The organism is Limnobacter thiooxidans, assembly GCF_036323495.1.
GTDB lineage: Bacteria > Pseudomonadota > Gammaproteobacteria > Burkholderiales > Burkholderiaceae_B > Limnobacter > Limnobacter thiooxidans.
On record NZ_AP028947.1, the window covers coordinates 422,001 to 445,621 of the forward strand.

17 protein-coding genes are annotated in these 23,621 nt (G+C 52.5%); 7 read left to right on the plus strand and 10 right to left on the minus strand.

Annotation, left to right across the window (positions count from 1 at the left end):
- Positions 1-7: 7 nt before the first annotated feature.
- The 3 genes from RGQ30_RS01940 to RGQ30_RS01950 form a co-directional block, all read right to left on the minus strand.
- Positions 8-1,213, minus strand: coding sequence for an ammonium transporter (locus RGQ30_RS01940; RefSeq protein WP_130558581.1), 1,206 nt, complete (start codon positions 1,211-1,213; stop codon positions 8-10).
- Between the two features lie 110 nt (positions 1,214-1,323).
- On the minus strand, positions 1,324-2,745 hold the full coding sequence (locus tag RGQ30_RS01945) for a hypothetical protein (protein ID WP_130558580.1): 1,422 nt from the start codon (positions 2,743-2,745) through the stop codon (positions 1,324-1,326).
- A 74-nt stretch (positions 2,746-2,819) separates the two neighbouring features.
- Positions 2,820-3,455 (minus strand): TetR/AcrR family transcriptional regulator, encoded by a 636-nt coding sequence (locus RGQ30_RS01950; protein ID WP_130558579.1) that lies wholly within the window; start codon positions 3,453-3,455, stop codon positions 2,820-2,822.
- Positions 3,456-3,574: 119 nt separating this feature from the next.
- Here RGQ30_RS01950 and RGQ30_RS01955 point away from each other — a divergent pair, with 119 nt between their 5' ends.
- The 5 genes from RGQ30_RS01955 to RGQ30_RS01975 all read left to right on the plus strand — a co-directional run bounded on the left by RGQ30_RS01955 (position 3,575) and on the right by RGQ30_RS01975 (position 10,102).
- Positions 3,575-3,769: a type II toxin-antitoxin system VapB family antitoxin gene (locus tag RGQ30_RS01955; RefSeq protein WP_130558578.1), complete on the plus strand. Its 195-nt coding sequence runs from the start codon at positions 3,575-3,577 to the stop codon at positions 3,767-3,769.
- Between the two features lie 8 nt (positions 3,770-3,777).
- The gene (locus RGQ30_RS01960) at positions 3,778-4,191 is read left to right on the plus strand and encodes a type II toxin-antitoxin system VapC family toxin (protein ID WP_298219286.1); all 414 of its coding nucleotides are present in this window, start codon (positions 3,778-3,780) and stop codon (positions 4,189-4,191) included.
- A 150-nt stretch (positions 4,192-4,341) separates the two neighbouring features.
- Positions 4,342-5,547 carry an acetyl-CoA C-acetyltransferase gene (locus RGQ30_RS01965; RefSeq protein WP_130558577.1) on the plus strand — a complete coding sequence of 402 codons (1,206 nt, stop codon included), beginning with the start codon at positions 4,342-4,344 and terminating at the stop codon, positions 5,545-5,547.
- A 20-nt stretch (positions 5,548-5,567) separates the two neighbouring features.
- Complete coding sequence (locus RGQ30_RS01970; protein WP_130558576.1) at positions 5,568-7,712, plus strand: 3-hydroxyacyl-CoA dehydrogenase NAD-binding domain-containing protein; 2,145 nt, start codon at positions 5,568-5,570, stop codon at positions 7,710-7,712.
- A 41-nt stretch (positions 7,713-7,753) separates the two neighbouring features.
- On the plus strand, positions 7,754-10,102 hold the full coding sequence (locus RGQ30_RS01975) for an acyl-CoA dehydrogenase (RefSeq protein ID WP_130558575.1): 2,349 nt from the start codon (positions 7,754-7,756) through the stop codon (positions 10,100-10,102).
- Between the two features lie 98 nt (positions 10,103-10,200).
- On the opposite strand, the gene RGQ30_RS01980 is transcribed toward RGQ30_RS01975, so the two are convergent.
- From RGQ30_RS01980 to RGQ30_RS01990, 3 genes are all read right to left on the minus strand, one after another.
- Positions 10,201-11,430, minus strand: a complete 1,230-nt coding sequence (locus RGQ30_RS01980; RefSeq protein ID WP_130558574.1) for a hypothetical protein — start codon at positions 11,428-11,430, stop codon at positions 10,201-10,203.
- 85 nt (positions 11,431-11,515) lie between these two features.
- Positions 11,516-12,721: a hypothetical protein gene (locus tag RGQ30_RS01985; RefSeq protein WP_338284669.1), complete on the minus strand. Its 1,206-nt coding sequence runs from the start codon at positions 12,719-12,721 to the stop codon at positions 11,516-11,518.
- 158 nt (positions 12,722-12,879) lie between these two features.
- A complete protein-coding gene (locus tag RGQ30_RS01990) occupies positions 12,880-14,307 on the minus strand; it encodes a hypothetical protein (RefSeq protein ID WP_130558572.1) in 1,428 nt (475 codons plus the stop codon).
- Positions 14,308-14,474: 167 nt separating this feature from the next.
- On the opposite strand from RGQ30_RS01990, the gene RGQ30_RS01995 reads away from it, so the two are divergent.
- Positions 14,475-15,470, plus strand: coding sequence for a CaiB/BaiF CoA transferase family protein (locus RGQ30_RS01995; RefSeq protein ID WP_298219272.1), 996 nt, complete (start codon positions 14,475-14,477; stop codon positions 15,468-15,470).
- Here RGQ30_RS01995 and RGQ30_RS02000 read toward each other — a convergent pair.
- From RGQ30_RS02000 to RGQ30_RS02015, 4 genes are all read right to left on the minus strand, one after another.
- Positions 15,463-17,304: a hypothetical protein gene (locus tag RGQ30_RS02000; protein WP_130558570.1), complete on the minus strand. Its 1,842-nt coding sequence runs from the start codon at positions 17,302-17,304 to the stop codon at positions 15,463-15,465. The two genes, RGQ30_RS01995 and RGQ30_RS02000, sit on opposite strands and share 8 nt — an antisense overlap.
- Before the next feature lie 588 nt (positions 17,305-17,892).
- Complete coding sequence (locus RGQ30_RS02005; protein WP_338284670.1) at positions 17,893-18,714, minus strand: hypothetical protein; 822 nt, start codon at positions 18,712-18,714, stop codon at positions 17,893-17,895.
- 53 nt (positions 18,715-18,767) lie between these two features.
- Positions 18,768-20,036: a hypothetical protein gene (locus tag RGQ30_RS02010; protein ID WP_130558568.1), complete on the minus strand. Its 1,269-nt coding sequence runs from the start codon at positions 20,034-20,036 to the stop codon at positions 18,768-18,770.
- 1 nt (position 20,037) lies between these two features.
- Positions 20,038-22,191 carry a hypothetical protein gene (locus tag RGQ30_RS02015; protein WP_130558567.1) on the minus strand — a complete coding sequence of 718 codons (2,154 nt, stop codon included), beginning with the start codon at positions 22,189-22,191 and terminating at the stop codon, positions 20,038-20,040.
- Positions 22,192-22,349: 158 nt separating this feature from the next.
- Here RGQ30_RS02015 and RGQ30_RS02020 point away from each other — a divergent pair, with 158 nt between their 5' ends.
- On the plus strand, positions 22,350-23,540 hold the full coding sequence (locus RGQ30_RS02020; protein ID WP_130558566.1) for a hypothetical protein: 1,191 nt from the start codon (positions 22,350-22,352) through the stop codon (positions 23,538-23,540).
- The last annotated feature ends 81 nt before the right edge of the window (positions 23,541-23,621 follow it).

Here is a 23,621-nt window from a genome sequence, read left to right on the forward strand (position 1 = left end):
CGAGATTTTACCAGCTGCTGGTTTCGCGTTCGGGGCTGGCACTGACTTTGTGCACAGTCAGGTCGGCGCCATTGAACTCTTCTTCATCGCTCAAGCGGATGCCCACGGTGAGCTTTAGCAAACCGTACACCACAAAGCCACCTGCCAAGGCAAACCCCACACCTGCGGTGGTGCCAATAAGTTGGCTCATGAAGGATATTCCACCCATGCCGCCCAGCGCCTGCTGGCCAAACACCCCGGCCGCAATACCGCCAAATGCACCGCAAATGCCGTGCAAGGGCCAAACGCCCAGTACATCGTCAATCTTCAAACGATTCTGGGTGAAGGTGAACATGTAGACGAACAACACGCCAGCAATTGAACCCACTGCCAGGGAACCCAGTGGGTGCATGATATTGCTGCCTGCGCACACGGCCACCAGGCCAGCCAAGGGGCCGTTGTAGACAAAGCCCGGGTCGTTGCGACCTGCAACAAGGGCGCCCAAAGTGCCGCCGACCATGGCCATCAGGCTGTTCACAGCCACCAGACCCGATATGCCTTCGATTTTCTGGGCGCTCATCACGTTGAAGCCGAACCAGCCCACTGCCAGTACCCAGCTACCCAGGGCAAGGAAAGGAATTGAAGAGGGCGGGTGCGAGCTGATGCGACCATCTTTTGTGTAGCGTCCACGGCGTGGACCAAGCAGCAACACCGCAGCCAGGCCAATCCAGCCACCTACTGCGTGTACCACCACGCTACCGGCGAAATCCATGAACGGCGCGCCAAAACTGGCGGTCAGCCACTCCTGAAAGCCATAGTTGCCGTTCCAGATCATGCCTTCAAACACGGGGTAGATCACGCCCACCAGCGCGGCGGTTGCGACCAGTTGGGGCACAAAGCGTGCGCGCTCGGCGATGCCACCCGACACAATAGCGGGAATGGCTGCTGCGAAGGTCAACAGAAAGAAAAACTTGACCAGTGCATACCCATTGCCTTCGTTCAATACGGTGGCGGGCTCGTAGAATCCCACGCCATAGGCAATTGCATAGCCAATGAAAAAGTAGCTGATGGTGCTGACGGAAAAGTCGGCAAGAATTTTGACAAGTGCATTGACCTGGTTCTTGTGGCGCACTGTGCCCACTTCCAGAAATGCGAAACCGGCGTGCATTGCAAGCACCATGATGGCGCCCAGAAGCACAAAAAGCGTGTCCAGCGCGAGAGTAATTTGTTCCATTTTGGTGAATTTTCAGTTTTGTGGTTGAAAGTGGGGCATTCAGTGCAAAAAGAGTGCCCGCATTTCAAGCTGAAAATGCACGGAAGTGGTGCGCTAGCTTCGGCGCCATTTCAGCGCAGTGGCCGTCTGATGTGCAGCGCGTTCTGTGTGTGAGTGGAATCTTCGTGTTCCTTTTTCTTTTTTTTATCGTCAATCGCGTCATTGAACAAATGAGCCATCAATCTGTTTGTCACGGGTTCAGGTAACGCCGCCCGGAACACGTCGGGATTAATGTGCGTGTGATTTTCCAATTGATACTTCGCGGGCTCAAGAAACTGATCCATGGCCTGTTTGATCTGTTCAGCTGTCACCGGTTGATGAAAGGTTTCACCCAGCCCGTGCACCGCAGAGCCTGGCTTGTCCTGTTCATTGCCAATCCACTCCACTAACCGGCTTGTGAGGGTCTCATGGGACACAAGGGCCAGCTTGGTGAAATCCTCGTCGGGTGAGTCAAACAGCAGCGTGGCATCCGCCCCCATCTCGTTCTGAAGGCTGGTTGTCAGGTCTTTGTACTGGTTGCCTGAGATATCGACCACCCAGTGTTTGCCAGTGCTGCCATCCACACTCAAAACCTGTTCACTGAGCAAACCAGTGCCACGCATCCAGTTCAGCAGTTCATCGGCCACTCGGGAGGCCACGGCGTGAGTGGTCACCAGTTGCGGAATTTGTGATTTGGCAATTGCGCCAATGGCTTTTTCATAATTCGGATTGATGTACCTGTCTGGCAGATACTGCAGGCCCAATTCTTTGGACAATGCATTTCGCAGGGCCTGAACGTCGTGGATTTCCATTGACTTGTGCAAGGGCTCTTTACTTTCCTTGTATCCAATCGGCTGGCCCCCCTCATTTTCTTTCGAAAATATCGGTTTGGCGTGGCTTGCACGTACAGCCCCCAGCAAATGCTGATTGATCAGTTCGTCCCTGGCAGACTGGTAAAGCCCGGTCAAAGGGTGCCCCTGTGTGCGCATGTTCAGGTTCTTGGCACAAGCCAGAATATTCAGTGCCACGCCTTCCTTGCAGACATCCAGGCCTTGCACCAGTTCAAGCGCAGCGCCCAACCGCGATTCAAGGTCAATGTTGTCATTGCCCAGTTGCTGGTGGATGTCCTGAAGGTGTTCCCGAGTCTGGTTCAGGTACATTGGGTCCAGCATTCGTGGGGCCGCTTTGTCGAACAGGTAATTCTTCAATTGTTGCAAAGCCTTCTTTCTGCTGGTTAGCAGGTTTTTCAGCCCTGGGTTGGCGGGGTCAGCACTTGAAGCCTGTGCAGCCTGATCCACCGATTTTTCCAGGAAGGCCTCAATTCCCTTCCAACTGGTTTGCACCGCTTTATAGTGGTCTTTGAACTGGGTTTGCCGTTGGCTGCTGGAAAGCGAATTCCAGTCTTGGGTGTGAATAGGTTGAAGTTTGCCGTTTTTGCCCGAAACTGGGTTTTCTGCATGGGTTCCAGGTTCGGGAATGATCTGTGACTGCGAAACGACGGGCGAGCTGTTCATGATGCATCCGGTAGAACTGCGGGTTCTAAAAAGTTCACTAAATTTGGGTGAACCTTTTGATCGCTAAGTTCCATTCAATGTGCTTTCAATGCACCCCACAAAATTGCAAACAGGTCATCGAACTGGTCAATCAAACGATGTTGTTCTTTTCGCAGAAAATGCATTTGCGCCACGCGACCAAACACACCCATGAACACATCCAGCAGCATTTTGCTGGACACGGAGTTGTTGAATACCCCTTTCTGCTGGCCGTCTTTCAACATGCCCAAAAAAGCGCCCATCAGTTCCGGGCTTTCGTAAACTGGCAAGTCCTGGTACTGGCTGGCTGGAATGGACACCGTCAGCAGCAAGATCACCTTGGGGTGCTTGTCAAAATAATCCAGCATCACCCACAGGGTTTTGCGCAAGCGTTCGCGGTAATCCTCAATACCCTCCAGGTGGTCGATCATCCGGTGGGCCAAGCGGCTCAGCGTCGCATCCAGCACATAGGCGACCAGTTGTTCCTTGCTGCCAAAGTATTTGTAGATGGTTTGAAGCGACACATTGGCCGTGCGCGCCACTTCAATCAACGCCACATTGTTGAAATCCCGCGTGGTGAACAGTTCGAGCACCGCTTTTTCAATGCGCTCAAGTGTGGCCTTGCGCATGTCTTTGGGGTGCGCAAGGGGGGCGGCTTCTTCAATCAATTTGGGTGTGTCGATCGTATTCATGCTTTGCAGTGTAGCTTTTTCCGAGTGACCGGACCTTTGTTTTCCGGCTGATTTTAAGGCATCAAAAATCGAATCACCTGGTGCTATTGTTGATGCAGTTCAAAGTTTTGGAATGCTGCATGAGAACCACTGTAAACCTTGATGACGAGTTGTTGGAAAAGGCACGCCAGCTTTCCGGCCTGGGTGAGCGCAGCGAATTGCTGCGCGAAGCCCTGCGTGCCCTCATACAGCGGGAAAGCGCACGCAGGCTGGCCTTGCTGGGTGGATCCCAGCCAGACCTCAAGCCCATACCCCGCAGGCAGTGGCAACTGTGAAGGTCCTCGTGGACACCACCGTGTGGGTGGATCATTTTCAGCAGGCTGAGCCGCAACTGGTTCGCTTGCTGAATGAAGGTTGCGTGCTCACGCATCCATTTGTTGTGGGTGAAATGTCCCTGGCCAATCTTCATGACCGCACCCAGGTGCTGGCCTCGTTGGCCGATCTGGAACCCGCCGTGCTGGCTTCACCCGCCGAAGTGCAGGAACTGATTGAACTGCGTAGCCTGTATGGCAGGGGGCTGGGATATGTCGATACTCATCTTCTCGCCGCTGCGTTGTTGTCTCCAGGAGCCACATTGTGGACTCGAGACTGCCATTTGTTTCGAGTTGCCCGTGAATTGGGCTTGGCTGCACCCATTCAAGACCGTTTCTTCATGCACGACACCGGCGCAATTTATCCTGACCCGAAAGAAGGGTAAGCCAAATTACCATATTCATAGAGGCGCTACTCTAAAGTAACGTGATGGGTTGATTGTGCGTTTGCACATCGCCATTCTGGACTGTGAAGAAGTCACTTCAAATCCGGTAATTCGGATTACCGAACACAGAGAAATATCCAGGAGGCATAGATGCCATCGGCACTGATTTTTGACGCAGTAAGAACCCCACGGGGCAAAGGTAAGAAAGACGGCAGCCTGCACCAGGCCACGCCAGTGTGGTTGTTGAACAACCTGCTGACCGCTTTGCAGCAACGCAACGACCTTGACACGAGTCTGGTAGACGACTTGGTGATTGGTTGCGTAACGCCTGTGGGCGAGCAGGGCGCGGACGTTGCACGTACCGCTGTACTTGATGCTGGCTGGGCTGAAACCGTTGCGGGTGTTACACAATCCCGTTTCTGCGCATCAGGCCTTGAATCTGTCAACCTGGCTGCCGCCAAGGTTGGTAGTGGTCTGGAAGACATGGTTGTAGCCGGTGGCGTTGAAAGCATGAGCCGCTGGACCATGGGCAGCGATGGCGGTGCCTGGTTCATGGACCCACGCATCAATGACAAGCTGGGTTTCATCCCCCAGGGTATTTCAGCCGACCTGATCGGCACACTCGAAAAATTCAGCCGCACTGATGTCGACAGCTACGCTGTTGAAAGCCAGCGCCGTGCCGCCAAGGCCCAGGCTGAAGGTCGTTTCAACAAGAGCCGCGTGCCAGTGAAAGACCTCAACGGCTTGATCATGCTGGACCACGATGAATTCATTCGTGCCAATGCAACTGTTGAAAGCCTGGCTACCCTGCAGCCTTCATTCGCGATGATGGGTCAAATGGGCTTCAACGCCACAGCCCTGCGCAAGTACACCACGGTTGAAAGCATCAACCACATTCACCACGCAGGTAACTCGTCCGGCATCGTGGACGGTGCAGCCCTGGTGCTGGTGGGTAATGAGGAAGCAGGTCGCAAAGCTGGCCTGAAGCCACGTGCGCGCATTCGCGCTGCAGCGGTAATCGGTTCAGAACCCACCATCATGCTGACTGGCCCCACGCCAGCCTGCCTGAAGGCCTTGCAGAAAGCCGGCCTGAAAGCTTCCGACATTGATTTGTGGGAAATCAACGAAGCGTTCGCGGTAGTACCCATGCAGACAGCACGCAACCTGGGTGTGAGCCTGGACCGCGTGAACGTCAACGGCGGATCCATCGCTATGGGTCACCCACTGGGTGCCACGGGCGCCATTATTTTGGGCACTTTGCTGGATGAACTTGAGCGGCAAGACAAAACCCTGGGCCTGGCCACACTGTGTGTGGGCGGCGGCATGGGCATTGCCACCATCATCGAACGCATTTGAAGACCGAAGGAGAACACACAATGAGTGCAGTGAAATTTGAACTCGGTCAGGATGGCATCGCAGTGGTCACACTGGACATGCCCGGCCGTTCCATGAACGTATTGAACGAAGAACTGATGGGCCCCTACGCGGAAGCCCTGACCCGCATTGAAACCGACGCTGCTGTAAAAGGCGTGGTGCTGACTTCCGGCAAGCCCGAGTTTTTGGCTGGTGCTGACCTGGACACGGTTTACAAGATTACCGAAGCTCAGCAAGCCTTTGATTTGGCTGAAGCCTTCAAGAGCCTGTTGCGCCGCATGGAAAAATGCGAAAAGCCAATCGTGTGCGCCTTGAACGGCACAGCACTGGGTGGTGGTCTGGAACTGGCCCTGGCCTGTAACTACCGCGTTGCACTGAACAACCCCAAAGCCAAGTTCGGTTTGCCTGAAGTGAAGCTGGGCCTGTTGCCCGGTGGCGGTGGTACACAGCGTTTGCCACGCATTATCGGTATTCAGGGTGCTCTGGAAATGATGACCCAGGGTTCCGAGTTGCGTGTTGACCAGGCCGTGAAAAAAGGCATCGTCAACGAAACAGCCGATTCCATCGAAGAAATGATCGCCAAGGCACGTGCCTGGGCCGTCGCAAACCCCAAAGCTTCGCAGCCTTGGGATGTAAAGGGCTTCAAGTTCCCCGGTGGCGATTCCAAGCACCCCGCCATTGCGCAAATCTGGGCGATTGCACCGAGCATGGCCAACGCCAAGGCATTCGGCAATTACCCAGCCATCAAGCACATCGCAAGCTGCGTGTTCGAAGGCGGCATTACCGACATCGACACCGGCCTGAAAGTGGAAAGCCGTTACTTCGCTGCCTGCGTACTGTCGCAAGAAAGCAAGAACATGATGAACACGCTGTGGTACCAGTTGAACAGCATCAAGAAAGGCCAAAGCCGCCCCAGCGCACCTGCAAAAAGCACGGTGAAAAAAGTGGGCATTTTGGGCGCAGGCATGATGGGTGCCGGCATTGCTTACGTGTCTGCGAAAGTGGGCATTGAAGTGGTGTTGATTGACGCAACCCAGGAAGGCGCCGACAAAGGCAAGGCCTACAGCACCAACCTGCTGGACAAAGCCATTGCCAAGAAGCGCAGCACACCTGAAAAGAAAGAAGCACTGCTGAACCTGATTACTGCAACCACCGACTATTCCAAGCTGGAAGGTGCAGACCTGGTGATTGAAGCCGTGTTTGAAGACCGTGCCGTGAAGGCCGATGTAACCGCCCGTGCTGAAGCAGTGATTCCTGCAACAGCCGTGTATGCATCCAACACATCGACCCTGCCAATCACCGGCCTGGCTGAAGCCTCCAAGCGCCCCAACCAGTTCATCGGTTTGCACTTCTTCAGCCCAGTGGACAAAATGCCGCTGGTTGAGATCATCATGGGCGAAAAAACCGATGATGCAACATTGGCCAAGGGCTTCGACTATGTTCAACAAATCGGCAAGACACCGATTGTGGTGAACGACAGCCGTGGCTTCTTCACCAGCCGCGTGTTCGGTACCTTCCTGATGGAAGCCGCTGCCATGGTGGGCGAGGGTGTACACCCCCGTTCAATCGAAATGGCAGGCCTGGAAGCCGGCATGCCCATGCCACCCCTGGCGTTGTATGATGAAGTGTCACTGAGCTTGAGCTTGCTGATCATGAAGCAGACCAAGAAAGACATGGAAGCCGCAGGACAAACTTTCCCAGAGCATCCAGGCTACAGCACCCTGATCACGGTTGCTGAAAAGCATGGCCGCATCGGCAAAAAAGCAGGCAAGGGATTCTACGACTACACACCCGCAGGCAAAACCCTGTGGACCGGTTTGGCCGAAGAATTCCCTGTTGCGAAAGAGCAGCCAACTTCACAGGAACTGCAAGACCGTTTGATGTACATCCAGGCCAACGAGGCCGCACGCTGCATGCAGGAAAAAGTGCTGCGCTCGGTGGCTGATGGCAACATCGGTTCAATTTTCGGTCTGGGTTTTGCACCATTTACCGGCGGCATGTTGCAGTTCATCAATGCCAAAGGATTGCCACAATTCGTGAAGCGTTGCGAAGAACTGGCCGCCAAGTATGGCGAACGTTTCAAGCCTGCCAGCATGCTGGTGGAACTTGCTGCCCAAGGCAAGAAGCTTGAAGATAATTTGAACTAAGCAATTTGAACTAAGCGTTTGAAATAACAGGAGCAGTAACCATGGTATTCAAAGCAATCATGAATGGCTTGATCAAAGCCAAAGCCATGCCGCAGATTTCCGCCACCGAGCGCCAGGCGCTTGAGGCGGGCACGGTGTGGATCGACGGGCAAGTGTTTTCCGGCAAGCCCGACTTTGCAAAAATGTTCGCAGAGCCCTATGCACTGCTGAGCCCCCGCGAGCGTGAGTTCGTCAATGGCCCAGTGCAGCAGTTGTGCGAAATGTGCGATCCGCATGAAATTGCAACCACGCGCATCATTCCCAAAAAGGCAATCGACTTTTTGGCATCCGCAGGTTTCTATTCATTTCTGATCCCGCAAAAGTTTGGTGGCCTGGAATTCTCGGCCAATGCGATTTCCACCATCATGGCGATGATCACCTCGCACAGCCCTTTGCTGTCCACTCTGGTTGTTATTCCAAACAGCCTGGGCGCAGCCGAGCTGATCAAGCACTACGGCACACAGGCGCAGAAAGAGCATTACCTGCCCCGTTTGGCCACTGGTGAATACCTGCCGTGTTTCGGTTTGACCGAACCCACAGCCGGTTCAGACGCAGCGTCCATTCTGGCACGCGGCGTGGTGTTCAAGAACGCAGAAGGCAAGGTTCAGATCAAGCTGAACTTCCGCAAGCGCTACATCACATTGGCCCCTGTGGCCAACCTGATCTCGCTGGCCTTCAAGCTGCAGGATCCAGATAACCTGTTGGGTAAAGGCACAGACGCGGGCATTACAGTTGCGCTGGTTCACCGCGGTATTCCCGGCCTGGAAATGGGCAAGCATCACCAGCCAATCGGCGACGCGTTCTACAACGGCCCAATCATTGGCCGCGACGTGGTCATCGACGCTGATGAAATTATTGGTGGCACCGAGTGTGCAGGCCAAGGCTGGCGCATGTTGATGGAACAGCTGGCCGGTGGCCGTGCTGTGTCATTGCCAGCGGGTGCAGTGGGTGGTGTGCGTGCAGCGGCTGCTGCATCGGGTGCATACGCCCGTGTACGCCAGCAGTTCGGCATGCCAATCGCAGAAATGGAAGGCATTCAGGAAAAGCTGGCTGAAATTGCAGCCATGGCCTACCTCAGCGAAGCAGCCCGCGTGTACGCGGTCAGCGCGCTGGACAACAACGAGCAGCCCCCAGTGGTGTCTGCCGTGTGGAAAGCCTACCTGACAGAACTGTCACGCGAACAGGCGAAAAACGCCATGGACGTGATGGCCGGTGCCGGTGTGATGCAAGGCCCCAACAACGTGATTGGTCGTGGCTACTGTTCAGCCCCGGTTGCAATCACTGTTGAAGGCGCGAACATCATGACCCGTTCGCTGATTACTTTCGGCCAGGGCGCAGTGCGTTGTCACCCCTATGCATTCAAGATCGCGAATGCACTGGAAGCCAACGACTTGCCCACATTCAGCAGCGCGCTGAAGGGCTGGATTGGTCACATGGTTGTCAACACCAGCCGCTTGGTTGGTTTGACACTGACCCGCGGCCATTTGGCCAGCACACCAAAAATTGATGGCGTAACCCCTTACCTGCGCAAGCTGGCCTGGGCGTCATCACGTTACTCCTTCCTGACCGATATGGCCCTGTTGACAGTGGGTGGCAAGCTGAAAGCTCGCCAGCAATTGACTGGCCACTTTGCCGATGCATTGGGCTGGCAACTGTTGGCCATTTCAACTGTACGCCGCTATGTGGCTGAAGGTGAAATCAAGGAAGACCTGCCATTGGTGCAGTACGCTTGTGAATACGCATTGGCCAAGGTGCAAAAAGCATTTGAGTCCATCTATTCCAACTTCGGCAACAACCCAGTTGGTTTCTTGCTGCGCACCGTGGGCTACTTCAGCCTGCGCGTGAACCCGATTGTGGGTTCAGGTCTGGATCGTTTGGTGCCCACCGTGGCCAAGACAATCACCAAGAGCGGTGCACAACAGTCGCGCATTACTGGCGACCTATACATTCCCAAGTTCAACCTGGCCGACATGGACAGCGACGAAGTACTGGCAAACACCACAGGTGTTAAACGCTTGATGGCTGCTTTCCAGGCTGTTCAGGAAGCCGAAGTGGTGCAAATGAAAGTGATTCAGGCGCGCCGTTCCAAGTTGGTGGACAAAGGTTCTGTGCAGGAAATGGCAGAAGCCGCATTGGCCAAGGGCATTATTACAGCAGCTGACAAAAAACTGCTGGACCGTGCCAACCGCATCAGCCTGGAAGCCATCATGGTTGACGAGTTCACACCGCAGGAATTCTTCGGTGACAACTCAGTGACCTATGCACCAGGCTTTGAATGCGCCAACGTGCCCAACGTCAAGCATGGCTCAAATGTAGAGCCGTTCGAGAAGTTGCGCGTGGTGAATTCCTGAAACGCATTACACACCTGAAATAATCAACCCTCGGCCGCAAAGCCATGGGGTTGGTTCAAAGGGTGCAGCAAGTTGACGGGTTTGATTGATCCTGGTGATCAGTCAAACCCGTTTTTCTTTTGAAGGTCTTGAAGGTATTGCATGCGTTCCGCCTTGCCGGGAAAACTTTCAAGATGACTCAAAACCTTGAAAGCATTTCGGTACGCTTTGAACACCAGAAAATTGTTGACTGGGCGAGAGTCGATTTCCGGGTAAAACGAAAATCGCTCGCGGTGCTGGCCCACTGTTTGGCTTTTGCTTGATGTGGCAGAAGGGGCGAGTGAACCGAGGGTTTGTTGCAAGGACATGCGGGTTGAGACCATGGCCGCCGAACGCTGCACCGTTTTTTGTAAATGGGGTGGCAGCTCAATGGGGCGTGGGTCAATGTACTCTCCTGGCGAGGGCTTGAAGTCGCTGATGCCATGCTCGCGCCAATAGCTGTCGTAAAGGTTTCCGCCTGTGTTTTTGTATTGAACAAGGGCATCTTTCAAAATTTGCACTGCATCGGTGTGGCATGAATAAAGATCTGACTGCCGCTCGGGAATATTCAACTCCATTTTTCGAATTGTGTAGCCCTGTTTTTTTAGATACTGCAAGGCATTGGTGAGTTTGAAATTCGATGGTTCGTTCATGTCCAGGTCAATCAAGTCCAACCCATTTTCGGTGCCTTGAACTATCACGGGGCTGACATGGTCCATGTAATCCTGATCTGCAGCATGTTTGATTGCATGCCGCAAATGGCTCAGTTTTTGAGGCTGTAAAATGAGGCCGACAGGATTGCCTTTGGCAGTGGCCACATTCTTCAGCAACAAATCTGCAAGATGTGTTTCCTCCTCAATGGCATGGTGCTGCACCCGAATACTGATTCCATATTTGTTCTGATACAGGTCAGCAAGCACCAGTTTGGCCACGTGTCCCGGTTTGGTGACGAACGCAAAATTCCGTTCGCCGTTTTTGTTCAGCCCCGGCAGCATGGCGGTATGAAATATGAACAACGGGTTGTCCAAATGTTCCCTGAAGGCCGATGCGCGATTGCTTATTTCTTGCTTGATGTGGGCTTGCTCTTCTTCTGAAAGTGAATGGCCATCGAAGAGCCGCCGCCGCAGCGCTTCGCTGGGTCGGGGTGCCGGTTTTCCACCACAGTACACATCACTTTGAGAAAAGCCTGCCCTGGAAAATGCCTCTGCAATCTGGTTCACGTTGCTTGTTATTGGCCGGGCTGATACTTCTTGCTGGGAAGCTTCGACATTGGGTGGGGTGGGTGATGCAGTCGATTCCTGGGTTCGCATGATAATTTTTTAAGAAGTGGAAGAAAGCGGTACACAAACAGCAGTTGATGTTCTCGAAGATTCGGGCCGCACAGCCGGTGAAATGTCACTCAAAACCGTGTTTGATCTGGATGCTTTGGATATAGCGTTCACGGCTGAGCAGGTCGGGAAACTCTTCCAGTCGCTCAATCGCCTTGATGGCATTTCGGTAACCTTTAAACAGCAGAAAGTTGTTGACGGGTTTGCCCAGCTGCTCCGAGTACACAGAAAATCGCTGACGGTGTTCAGCAATGGTTTGTGTCTTTTGCGCGTTGGCCGAAGGGGCTATTGCGGGTGGGCGTTTTCTGTCCGATGCCCTGTTGGAAATCAGTGCTTGTGACCGTTGCACGGGTTTGTGCAAGTGTGGTGGCAAATCGATGTAGCTTGTGGGAATAAAATCATTGGCTGACTCTTGGTAAATCGGTTTCTTTCCTGTCACCCCAAAGTGTTTCCAGTACTGTTGGTAAAGACTGCCGCCCCTTGCTTTGTGGGCCAGTATTGCATCTTTCAAGATTTGCAATGCGTCGGTGTGGCAAGAATAGCCATCTGCTTGCCGTGCGGCGATTAGCGGTGCCATGCGCCTGACTTTCATACCTGTGTTTTTAAGAAGGCAGAGTGCGTCGGCCAACAAGCAAGACGATTTGGCCAAAACATCAAGATTGATCACATCGATTCCATTCCTTGTGGCTTGTACGATAACTGGCAGAACATGGTCGCGGTGATCCTGTTCCGGGCCTCGAAAAAGTTGCTGCGAGAAATACGGATCTCGAAACATCGGAATTCTGTTGGAATGCAATACCAGACCAACAGGCATTTGCCTTGATTTGTCCAGTTTTCTCAGAAGCAGATCGGCCAGGTGTTCCGCTCGGTCAATGTGTCTTTTTTGAATGTGGATTTTTATCCCGTATTTTTTTTCATACAGATCGGCCAGAACAAGCTTGGCAATGTGACCAGGCCTGGCCACAGCCCCCATGTTGACAATACCGGCCGGTGTGGACGCTGCATCTTTCAGGTCAGCGAAGGTGAACAGCGGGTTGGTGTCCAGAAGTTCAAGGTCGAGTGCCCGCCCTCCGATTTCCACTTCGAGGTCTTGCTGGGCTGTGTGTGAAATGCAATTGCCTGGGAATAGTTGTTGGCGCAATAGTTCGCTTGGACTGGTTGACGAGTTTGCTGCACGGGCATGTCGGTCGGTTTCTTCCACTTGAGCGGTATGGTTTCCTATACAGAAAAGTGCATTCAGCTTGCCGCCGGCCATGGAAAAGGCATGCGCCATCTGCTTGACTTTTTCTCTGAAGGTGCACTTTGTTGTTGGCTGCGCTACGTGTACTGATTCAGAAAGTTTTTGCTGGCTGCTTGCTTGGATTCGCATATGGACAGAATAGAAACAGGAACAAAGGTGTTGGAACAGAATGCAGAGTTTTCGCAGCTCTACTAAAAGCCATTCTTGGCCTGAATGGTTTGAATGTAGTTGTTGCGCGCCCGTGCATCGGGAAAGCTTCTCAGCTGATCCAGCACCTTGAAAGCATTTGTGTAAGCTTTGATCGTCAGGAAGTTATTCAGGGGGGTTTTGTTCTGATCCCGGACCGTGGAATATCGTTCTCTGTGCTCACCGATTGTTTGCTTCTTGGCGGGGTTGGCCGAAGGCGCCCTAGTAGCCAATACTTGAGTAGGGTTAAGCCGAGTTGATTTCATGGCGCTGGAGTTCTGAGCCACCTTGTGCAAAACGGTTGGCAGTTCAAGCACGTATTCAAGTTTTCCTGGTTCCCACCGGGTGTGGTTTGGGGTTGGGGTCAGGAGGTGATTTTTCCAATAATGTTCACCCAGATTGCCTCCCACAGTTTTGTGTGCCACCAAGGCGTCTTTCAGCACTTGCAAGGCATCGGTGTGGCATGAAAATTTGTCTGCCTGCCTTGCGGGTTGTTTCAAGACCAGGTGCCTGATTTGCAGGCCTGACTCGTTCAGGCTGTGAAACGTTCGGTACAACTCCACAAACACACTCACCCCGACATTCAGGTCAATCACATCAAAGCCATTGGGTGTTTTTTGCAATATGAAAGGCGTGACATGTCCGCGATAATCAGAATTGTTTTGTGACTTTGTTGTTTCTTCTTCCGGCGGTTGGTGCACGACAAACCCCACAGGTTCTCCGTTTGCAGCATTGATTTTTTCAAGCAGCACCGAAGCAATGTCATCGGGATTTTTTAGGTTTTTGCCCTGAACGTGAATTTTGATGCCGTATTTTTTTTCGTACAGGTCGGCGAGAACAAGCTTGGCAGTGTGTCCGGGTTTGATCAGTGTGACAGGAGTGTAGCTTTCAGAGGCCGTGGGTCCGGGTAGCAGGGTGTCCAGAAACGTAAACATCGGATTGGCTCGTGTCGAGCCCAATGCAGATGCCTGTTGTTTAATCTCGCTCAACATTTCTCTTTGGGCTTCCTGGGAAAGCCTGCCATTGATGAACATGCGCTGGAGCAATGTTTTGGTTTGGCTTTGTTGGCGGTCAACCCCATCCTGTGGTCCTGACTTCCGGCTTAGCAGCGAAGTCAGTTTCGAAAACAACGTGGACAAGGAATTGCGCCGTGCGGACTCTTCAACTGCCTGGGGGGTATGCTGGCCCATTGAAAAAAGCGCATTTAAACGCGAACCTGCACTTGAGAACGCACTGGCAATGCGTCGTGCAGCACTATGGAACGCGGAGTGTGATTCAGGCCGGGCAGGTGCGGGTTGAGGAGGCGCATCTGTGTGAGTCTCTACGCGGGCTTGTTGGCTGGACCCTGTTTGCCTGTAACTTCCCTGTGTAATTTTTCCTTCAAACTGCGTGGGGAACTGACCTGACTGCTGAGGTAGGATTTCAATAGGCATGGCAAGTCTTCATGGCAGTAGTTATTGTTCTTTGGTGGACAAATCAGTTGAAAGGTTCCTGTACGTTTAATCGTTCTTTTCTTAAAAAGCCAACAAATACAAAGCGCTTTGATTAAACAAACGTTTGTTTGATAAACTTGCTCCATCTTTCAACCGGAGAAAATACCGTGTCCCCAATTCAGGATTCCACACTGCTCGAAGGCATTACCGTAGTTGACCTTTCCCGCAATTTGCCCGGCCCCGCTACGTCGCTGATTTTGCAGCAAATGGGCGCCACTGTGATCAAGATTGAGCCACCCCACGGTGACGACGCTAAAAGCATGCCCATGTTGTATCAGGCTTTGAACAGCAGTAAAAAAATCGTGGTGGCAGATTTCCGAACGGCTGAAGGCATTCAAAGTTTGAAAGACCATGCGGCCAAAGCCGACGTGTTGATCGACGGTTTTCGCCCAGGCGTCATGGCGGAAATGGGTTGTTCCTATGACACCCTGAAAGCTTTAAATCCAAAGTTGGTGATGTGTTGCATCACAGGCTATGGGCAGAAAGGTCCGCTGGCTGAGAAAGCGGGGCACGATATCAATTACATGGCCCTCAGTGGAGTGCTCGACGGCCTGCAAACTGCCAATGGCGACATTCCTGTTCCAGCTGTGCAATTCGGTGATCTGTTTGGCGGAACTTCAGCCGCAGTGCAGGGCATTCTGGCCGCCTTGTTGAAAGCGCAGCGCACAGGTGCCGGCAGTTTTGTGGATGTATCCATGACACACAACCTGTGGAAGCAAAACATCATGCCCGAGAGCATGGAACAGATGTGGGTCATGCTCAGTGGCAAGCCTGCCAAGCACCAGGATGATTTGCTGTCAGGTGGCTTGGCTTGTTACAACGTGTACCGCACTTCCGACAACCGTCACCTGGCCGTGGGTTCGCTGGAACACAAGTTCTGGAAGGTGGCCTGCGAAGCCATGGGCAAACCGGAATGGATCAACATTCACTGGAGCCGTGGCGCCATGCCAGGTACTCCACCCGCGGTGCAAATTCGGGCGGACATGGCGCAATTGATCTCTTCGCAGCCTCTAAGTCATTGGGAGCAAGTATTCAGCAATGTGGATGCCTGTATTACGCCAGTATTGACTAGGGCTGAGGTCAAAAGTCTTAAAATTATCTAGAACTTCTAAGAGCTATAAAATCTCTAACATCCCGTAAACCTCGATTTTCGTTAAAAACTGCAATATGGTCAATATCGCCAACATAGTTCAAATAGATAGGAGTTGGCTTTAAGCATCGGCTTGGAATGAGAGGCCTGTTATCACAGAAGCGATCAAGGTAAGCCGAAGTTTTTGTCATGCCTCGAGTGCGAAGCGCCTGTATTGAACTTGCAGAAGCAATGTCTTTGATTGAATATTTCCGTTGCACAAGACCTTCCAGTAGCGCACGCACAAAATCGTCGTTTCTGTTACCTATCAAGCGTTCGAGTGCGTTGGCTCCCTCGCGGGGAATTGTGTACAAATTCGCACCCATTTCAATAAATTTGAATACCACTTTGGGGTCTGTCAGGGCTGGCGCGTTGCGGCGTAGCGTTCGGCCAAGCAGGTGAGGTGCGCCATCAGCCATCGCTTCAATGTAAGCCAAGGCATGTGTGGTGCCTTTGCCTCGTATTTGTGCAGGCTCATAGGATTTTCTGAAGGACAGGTCGTAGTTGTGTTTCCATTCATGACGGTGCACGGCTTTGTAAAGTGGAATTTTGCTTGTCTGATGGTTGTACCTCACTGCGGTCAGTAGCCGAGTCAGGTCGACACGATCTTGCGGTTGCTCACACCGTGTGTTCCAGTCGGTGACATATTCCAGCAATTCAAGAATCTCGTTCTCAGTGTATTGATCAAGCACCGTTGATTGTTCGAAATTCTCAAGAGCTTTAGTCATCAATTTGTTGAATTTTGTCTTCAAATCGCACGGACCCAATTTTTGATCATGAGTCATGCCAAACGCCAGATTGACAAAGACATCTTCCGGACGTGATTCATCATAGGTTTTTGACTTGATGGCAGGCCAGGTTTGTCCCCAGTCGTTTTGCATGACTTCGTGAATTGCTCGCCGAACATCCAGTTCATGGCTTTCTGGTGTGAACAGAGCATCTAACAGTTCTGTAACTTGTTGCCTGCTCATCCCTTCCGCACTTATCAAATCCACTTCGGGGTTTTCTGTCGAGCCCGGTGGGGGCGCGGTTTCCAGCCAATTCAACTTGCCTCGGGATTTAAGGGAAATGTTGTTATACGCATTCTGATGGGATGGCGTCCATTTCAACAGCGATTCCTTGACAAAATGCACCCCGCTGGCCTGATCAGTCCGTTCGAGTATGGAAAGTGCAAGTAATGTGGGGTCGTTCTGAATTCCGCCCGGCATGCCATCGTCATCCAGTTGCATCAGTGTGTGGGGTTCAACCTGCCCATGCCGTTCATTGATTTTCTCCAGCAAGGTCATGCAGTACTGAGATAGGTCATTGATGCCGACGGCCTTTGCCTGATTCCAGATGTCTTGAGCTTCTTCAAGAATCTGGTTGGCCAGCATTGTAGATATGACTGACCCACTTTGTAGTGCTGAGAGTTTGCTGGCCAGTTCAACTTGCTCACTTTCATTTTCTGTGAAATTGGCGTTCGCGTAAACGTCTTGAATACTTGGCAAATCAAACATGCTGGAAAAGTGGTTTTGCCAAGCGGCAACCTGGTGTACCTCCGACGTAATCGTCTTGCAGGCGGCGCCTGGCCTGTTAAGAAATTCAGTAATTGCATTGCGTACAATCTGAATTCTCAAAGCCTCAATCCGCTCGGGCATGGAGGGCACGAAAGTAAGCTGGCGAATTGTTTTTACTGCTTCGTCAAAATGTTGAACAAGTCCTGGGCCGCACACATCGAGTCTTTGAGAAAGTTCTGTGATACAGGCGCGGGCATTTTCCACTCCACCACGTGCCACCAGGTCAGGCCTTTTTTTGGCAAAGGTGTGCATTCTTAAAAGCCGGTTTGCATCGGGGCAGCTTTGTTCAAACAGGTCCGCTTGAGAAGTGCCGAAACGGGAGCGCTGATTTCCGGTAACCTGCACAAAAACTTCTTTGCCAAAACGCTGGAAGCGGTCGGTCTTCTGGCCGTGATGGGGGGATGAGTTGGCAATGGCATCCAGTTGCTTCAACGTGTTTTCAACGATTGCCTTGAAATCTTTGTACCCCGGGCTTTTTTGAAAATCCTGAATTGCCACGATTCGTGGATCAACGTTGTTACATGCGTTGTGCTCTCTTGCATAGACTTGCAGGATTGGAGCGGTCACAGATGCCAACAATTTTTGAACGCGTTCACTTTGTGTCAGGTTGGGTGCACTGGCCTGCTCAATCGCTTGCTGAAGGTCAGGGTTCAGCTTGTTTCCAGAGTTGGTGAGCGTATTGGGGGCTGGGTTGACTGCATTGTTGGGCATGGGTTGGCTCATCGGTTGCATTAGGTGCACTGTGTGGCCCCGTGTACCGTAGAGTTCATGCAGTTTGGCCAATCAGGTCGGGTCAGCCTGATTGTGAGTCAAGGTCATGCCTGGTCTCAATGACTGGTTTCATAGGCCTGGGTATCTCCTCAATATGGCTGCTGCCATCGGCATACTCCGCCTGGTAAGCATGTCGATCACACCAGGGTGAGCTACCTCCTGAAGTGACACCCCGCGTTGAGAAAGATCATTCAGCACGATGGTCACGAAGGCGTCGCTTGGGTTTTTCAGCAAGCGTTGCAGTGCACTGGGCTGCCCATCGTTTGTGGCGTTGAATGTTGCACCTGTTTCGATAAATCGCAACGCCACCTCTGGGCGGACCATGGTATCGATGTTTTCCAACAGCGTGACGTTGATGCAATGGGGTGTACACTTGGCCATTACATCGACGTAAGCCACACCATATGCGGCATTCTGGCTTTTGAATACCGGGTTACCAATCGCATCGTCAAGTGATTCTTGTGGCGCCCTGTTCCACTTGAATTCCAGTGCTGCCTTGTACAGGGACATGTCGACATTCGCGGGTTCCAGCCTGGCGATCCTATTCACGGTCCTGTGCACATCCAGTGCATCTGGCTGGCCGTTACTACTGGCCAACTGGTGGGTATGGGTGAACAATTGAACGATTTGATCGTGCGAGTAGTGTTTCAGAACTTTGGACGAACGAAGGTTGAAGAGCGCCGTTGAAAACACATCCAGCAGTTTGGGGTGAGTTTCGATTTCCCCAAGCTTCAAACCCTGTGCAAAACCCATGGCTACGTGGATGAATACGTCGTTGGGTAGGTGGGGGTCGAATTCTTGTAACCGGATCGGCTCCAGGTGATGCCCCCAGTCGTTGCGCAACAATTCATGCACGGCTGATTTAAATGGGACGTCGTGGATTTGAAACATCGTTAACAAGTCGAGAAGCTGGCCGATTTGCTCCGCGCTCAGGTGTTTACTGCTCAGCAGTTGACGTTCTGGTTCACGTACAGTTCGGTCTCAAGCCACGAAAGGTGGAGCTGGCTTTTGAGGGTCAGGGTGTCTTCTCCTTGTTGATGCCTGAAAGCCCAACGCACAATTTTGGGCGAATTCGGGAATACCGGTACCTTGCCCTTTACCTGTTGCAGCAGGGAAAGGGCAAGCAGGGTTGGGTTGTCATGGAGTCTGCAGGGCACAGCGTCTTCATTCATCTCGAACAGGGTGTGGGGTTCAACCGGGCCGTGCTTGTTGCTGATTTTGTCGACAATGGTCATGCAGCCTTGGGCCAGGTCGGTGACCCCCTCCACCTGTAGTTGATTCCACACGTCGCGTGCTTCTTCAAGAATCTGGTGGGCCATGAATCTCGAGGTCACTGGCTTGGGTTGCAGATTGGTCAGTTTGTATTTCAAATTCATCTGTTCCACTGGGTCTTCTGTGTAATTGGGCGATGCAAACACATCGTCAATCACCGGTAAGTTCATGGTTTGCGAAAAATGGTTTTGCCAGGCAGCAACCTTGTGGATTTCGTTGCCCACGCCCAGGTTCCAGGCCGGAGCATTCTCCCTGACAAATTCAGCGATGGCGTTTCGGGAAGCCTGAATTCTCAGTGCTTCAAAACGTTCGGGTAATGACGGTGTGAAACTGGCCTGGCGGACTGTTTTCGCGGCCTCATCAAAATGCTGAACAAGTCCTGGGCCGCACACATCAAGCCTCTCGGAAAGGTCTTTAATGCATGCACGTGCATTGGCCTCAGCCTCATTGGCCACCAGCTTGGGTCGTTGTTGTGCAAAAGCATGCATACGCACAAGCCGGTTTGCATCAGGACAGGCCTGCTGATAAAGATCCAATTGGAACACGCCAAATCGCGAAGTTCCATTGACGGTGATTGGTTCCCAAAGTCCATTGGCAAGACTTTCGAAGTTAGAGTTTTTCTGGTGTGCCGTACCTGCAGTGTTGGCAATGTCATCCAGTTCGGCCAGCGTGTGGTTGATCACGTTTTTGAACGACTGGTATTGGGGCGTGTTCTTGAATCGTTCAAGTATTTGTATTTTTCGCTGGGCATTGGTCAGTGTCGCACCGCCGGCTTGTTGTTCATTGACGGACAAATCCGGGTTGTAAACAGATTCCATCAGTTTTTGGTAGCGTTCACTCAGGGTCAGGCCGGGCGCGCTGGCTTGTTCAAAGGCCGTTCCTCGGTGTATGTCGGGATGAAATGATGGCGTGGCAGAAGAAAGCTCAGAAGGGGTGGGCATGTCATGCTAACCGGGAAATCAACACGTTGACGGAATGTACAAAGTTCCTTTCCCGCAAGTATTGGATGACCCTGGGGTTTGCCAACTCCTGCAGTGAAAGTCCGTGCTGTGAAAGACTGTCAAGCGTGATGGCTAAAAACGCATCGTCCGTGCGTTGCATCAAAAGTTGCAGCGCGCTGTATTGGCCATAGTTGGTGGTGTCGAATCTTGCACCCGCCTCGTAAAACCGGACGACGACTTCCGGGCATCGGATTAGTTTGATGTTGCTGCACAGTGTTTGGGTGAGCAAATGAGGTGCATGGGTTGCCATGACATCAATGTAGGCAAGGCCGTGTGCACGGTTTGTGGAAGCGAATGCCGGGTTGTCGTTCGCGAGCCTGGCCGCCTTGGCCGGCTGAGAAGTCCAGTGGAATTGAAGGGCACCCTTGTAAAGCGAGATATCAACGGTGGGTGGGTGCAGGCTGGCAATAAGGTCTATCCGTCTCCAGATATCAAGTGGAATCTGAACGCCGTAAGAACTCGAATTGAAGTGGACGGCATATCTCAGCAACTTGCAGATTTGTTCAGGTGAATAGTTTTTCAACACCTTGGAGTGCTGAAAATTATCCAGCGCTTTCAACAACACGTTCATGTAGTTGAGGTTGATTTCCATCTGCCCAAACTTCAAGTCATGGGCAAAGCCCATGGCCATGTTGACAAATACATCATTGGGTACATAAGGGTCAAAATCCTGTGACTTGCAATTGGGCAAGCTTTGTCCCCAGTCGTTGCGCAGCATTTCATGCAAGGCTGCTTTCAGTAGCAATGAACTGGTTTGTTGTGTGCACACCGCGTCAAAAAACTCCCGGGTTTGTGCCGGGCTCAAGTGTTTGCTGCTGAGCAGTTGCTGTTCATTTTCACCCATCATGCCGGGGGGTGGGCTTGTTTCAAGCCAACGCAATTGCCCTCTGCTAAGAATGGAAATCCTGCCGTTTTCGTTTTGACTGCGAGCAATCCATCGCCGCACTGTTTCGTGCTGCACGTGCACGTTGGGCGAGTATTCTGTTTGCTTCACAATTGAAAGGGCGAGCAGGGTGGGGTTGTCGTGCAAGCTGCAGGGCATTTCATCATCGTCCAGTTCGATGAGGGTATGGGGTTCAACAGGGCCATGCTTGTTGCTGATTACTTCAATGATTGTCATGCAATGCTCGGGAAAGTCCGTGGTGCCCGTTGCCTGCGCCTGGCTCCACAAATCATGTGCCTCTTCAAGAATCTGGGTGGCCAGAACGTTGGCAATGACCGATGGAGTTTGGAGGTCTGTCAGTGTCCTGCTCAATCGGTTTCGCTGATTCATGTTTTCAACATAAGCGCGCGATGCAAACACATCGTCAATGAATGGCAGGTGCATGGCGCGTGAAAAGTGGTTCTGCCAGGCTGCAACCCTGTGCACCTCATTGCCTATCCTGTTGCCGGCCGCATCCGGGTTCTGGTGAATGAATTCCGCAATTGCATTACGCACAATCTGAATTCTCATGGCTTCAAACCGTTCCGGCAGCGAAGGGGTGAATGTGGCTTGGCGAACAGTATTCACAGCCTCGTCGAAGTGCTGGATAATTCCCGGGGCACACACATCCAGACGTTGGGAAAGCTCCCTGATGGTGGCACGTGCATTTTCTTCTCCGTCGCGTGCCACCAGTTCTGGTCGTTGTTGGGCGAAGGTGTGTATTCGAAAAAGACGGCTTGCATCGGGGCAGGCTTGTAGATAGAGATCTGCTTGAAATGTGCCAAAACGGGAAGATTCATTTTCACTGACCGGTTGCCAAAGCCCGCCGCCCAGCGCCTGAAAATTTGTGTTGCGCTGGTTCACCGTGCCAGCAGAGTTCGCTATGCGATCAAGTTCGGTCAGTGTGTGTGTCACCCGGGTTTTGAACAACTGGTATTGCGGTGTCGACTTGAAGGTTTGTAGGGCCAACATTTTTTGGTAGGCCCCTCCTTGATTGGGTGCTCGGCCCGGTGGATTGACGACCAAATTCGGAATGTCCACAGATTCCATCAAGTGCTGAAAGCGTTGCTTGAGTGACAAGCCTGGTGCGCTGGCCAGTTCAATCGCGGTACTGAAATTGGGGTCGGGGTTGTAAGCGGGTGCTGCAAATGACAGGTTGGAGCGGCTGGGCATGTTGTAGAAAGGTCAGGTAAAAAATCAGGCGAATTGAGTGGTTCGCAGGCGTCGGGAGTTCATGCAAAATTTGCATATCAATGCAGTTGGTTGAGCAAATACTGTTGAACTTTTTCATATGAAAAGCTCCTCAGCTGAATTCAAGAGATGTTTCAACGATGAATTCACTTTCCCTTGGCAGACGTTTTGGCTATTTTCAAGACACCTATCCCTCGCCGGGGAGCAGTCCAGATGATCGGTCGCCCGTGCTGGCCAATGCAGTTCGGGGTCTGGGTACGCAGTTCAAACCCCTGCAGCCGTGCGACGGACAGGCAGCAGCACTGTCTGCTTTGCAAGGCTTGCGAAATGAATTGCTGGTTGGCGGGCGCCTGAACCTGTCTGCTTTGTCGCAGCACCTTGCGCTGCTTGCAACACGCGAGCGCCGTTTGGCATTGGCGCACACGCACCGGCTGTTCTCATATCCCCGAGTGGGCCTGCCCGGAGCGGATGAAGACAATCGCGCACTCAGCTACGTGGTGCCCAAGCCCCTGGATTGCGCAAAGGCTATTCTGGCCGATGAATATCTACAAAAATATGGCGTACGGATTGTTCCTGTACTTGCGCCAAGCCAGAATGGAGATTATCTGCGCAGTGTGGTGCGCCACCTTTCTGCCGCATCCGGTGAGCCGGTGGGCTTTCTCTTGCGTGTGATCTCAGATCATCGCCACACGGAAGTTTTTGATTATGAAAACCATGTGCTTCCACTGGTCATTCAGGCCGGTGCACACGGCATCGATGTAATCAACTTGAACTCGATGGGTGAAGTGGACAACTCCTACCAGCGCTTTTTGAAAAACATGGATGTGATAAAACAAAGCGTACCTGGTGTTGAGGTTCGTTCTGCAACAGTTCTCTCTCAACGGCAAGCGGACGAGCAGTCTTGCCACACTGATGCGATACAGGTGTTGAAAGACGCCCTGCTGCGTTTCAGGCGTTCCGGTCAGTCCAGTTTTTTCAATTGCATGCTGGGTCATGCTGAAGTGGCGCTGGGTGATGTCGACGAGCCCCGGTTTTGCCTGCCGTCAGCCTTGCAGAAAACAACGCAACGCTCGGCCGCATTGCGGAATGATGCCGTGAATTTCGCTGAACCTGTTGAGCCCAAGGGACACAGCCTTCACTCCCATCGAGAAAAATATTCAGCTGCGTTTCAGGTGAGTCCGCACATTGAGGATGAGCGCCTGGACAAGCCAGTGAATCATTTTTTGACAATCAAGGCGTTCAGAAATGCAGACCGGGTGCTGTCTGTGCTTGAAGGCCTGGCTCCGAGCGAGCGCAAGCGTTATCTGAATCAGCTGCGCCAGCAGTGGTGAGGGGATGTACTTGTCATCACCCGGTAGAGTTCTCGCTTAGGATTGGATCTCCTGCCTTACCTGGGCTGCATTCGGGCAGCC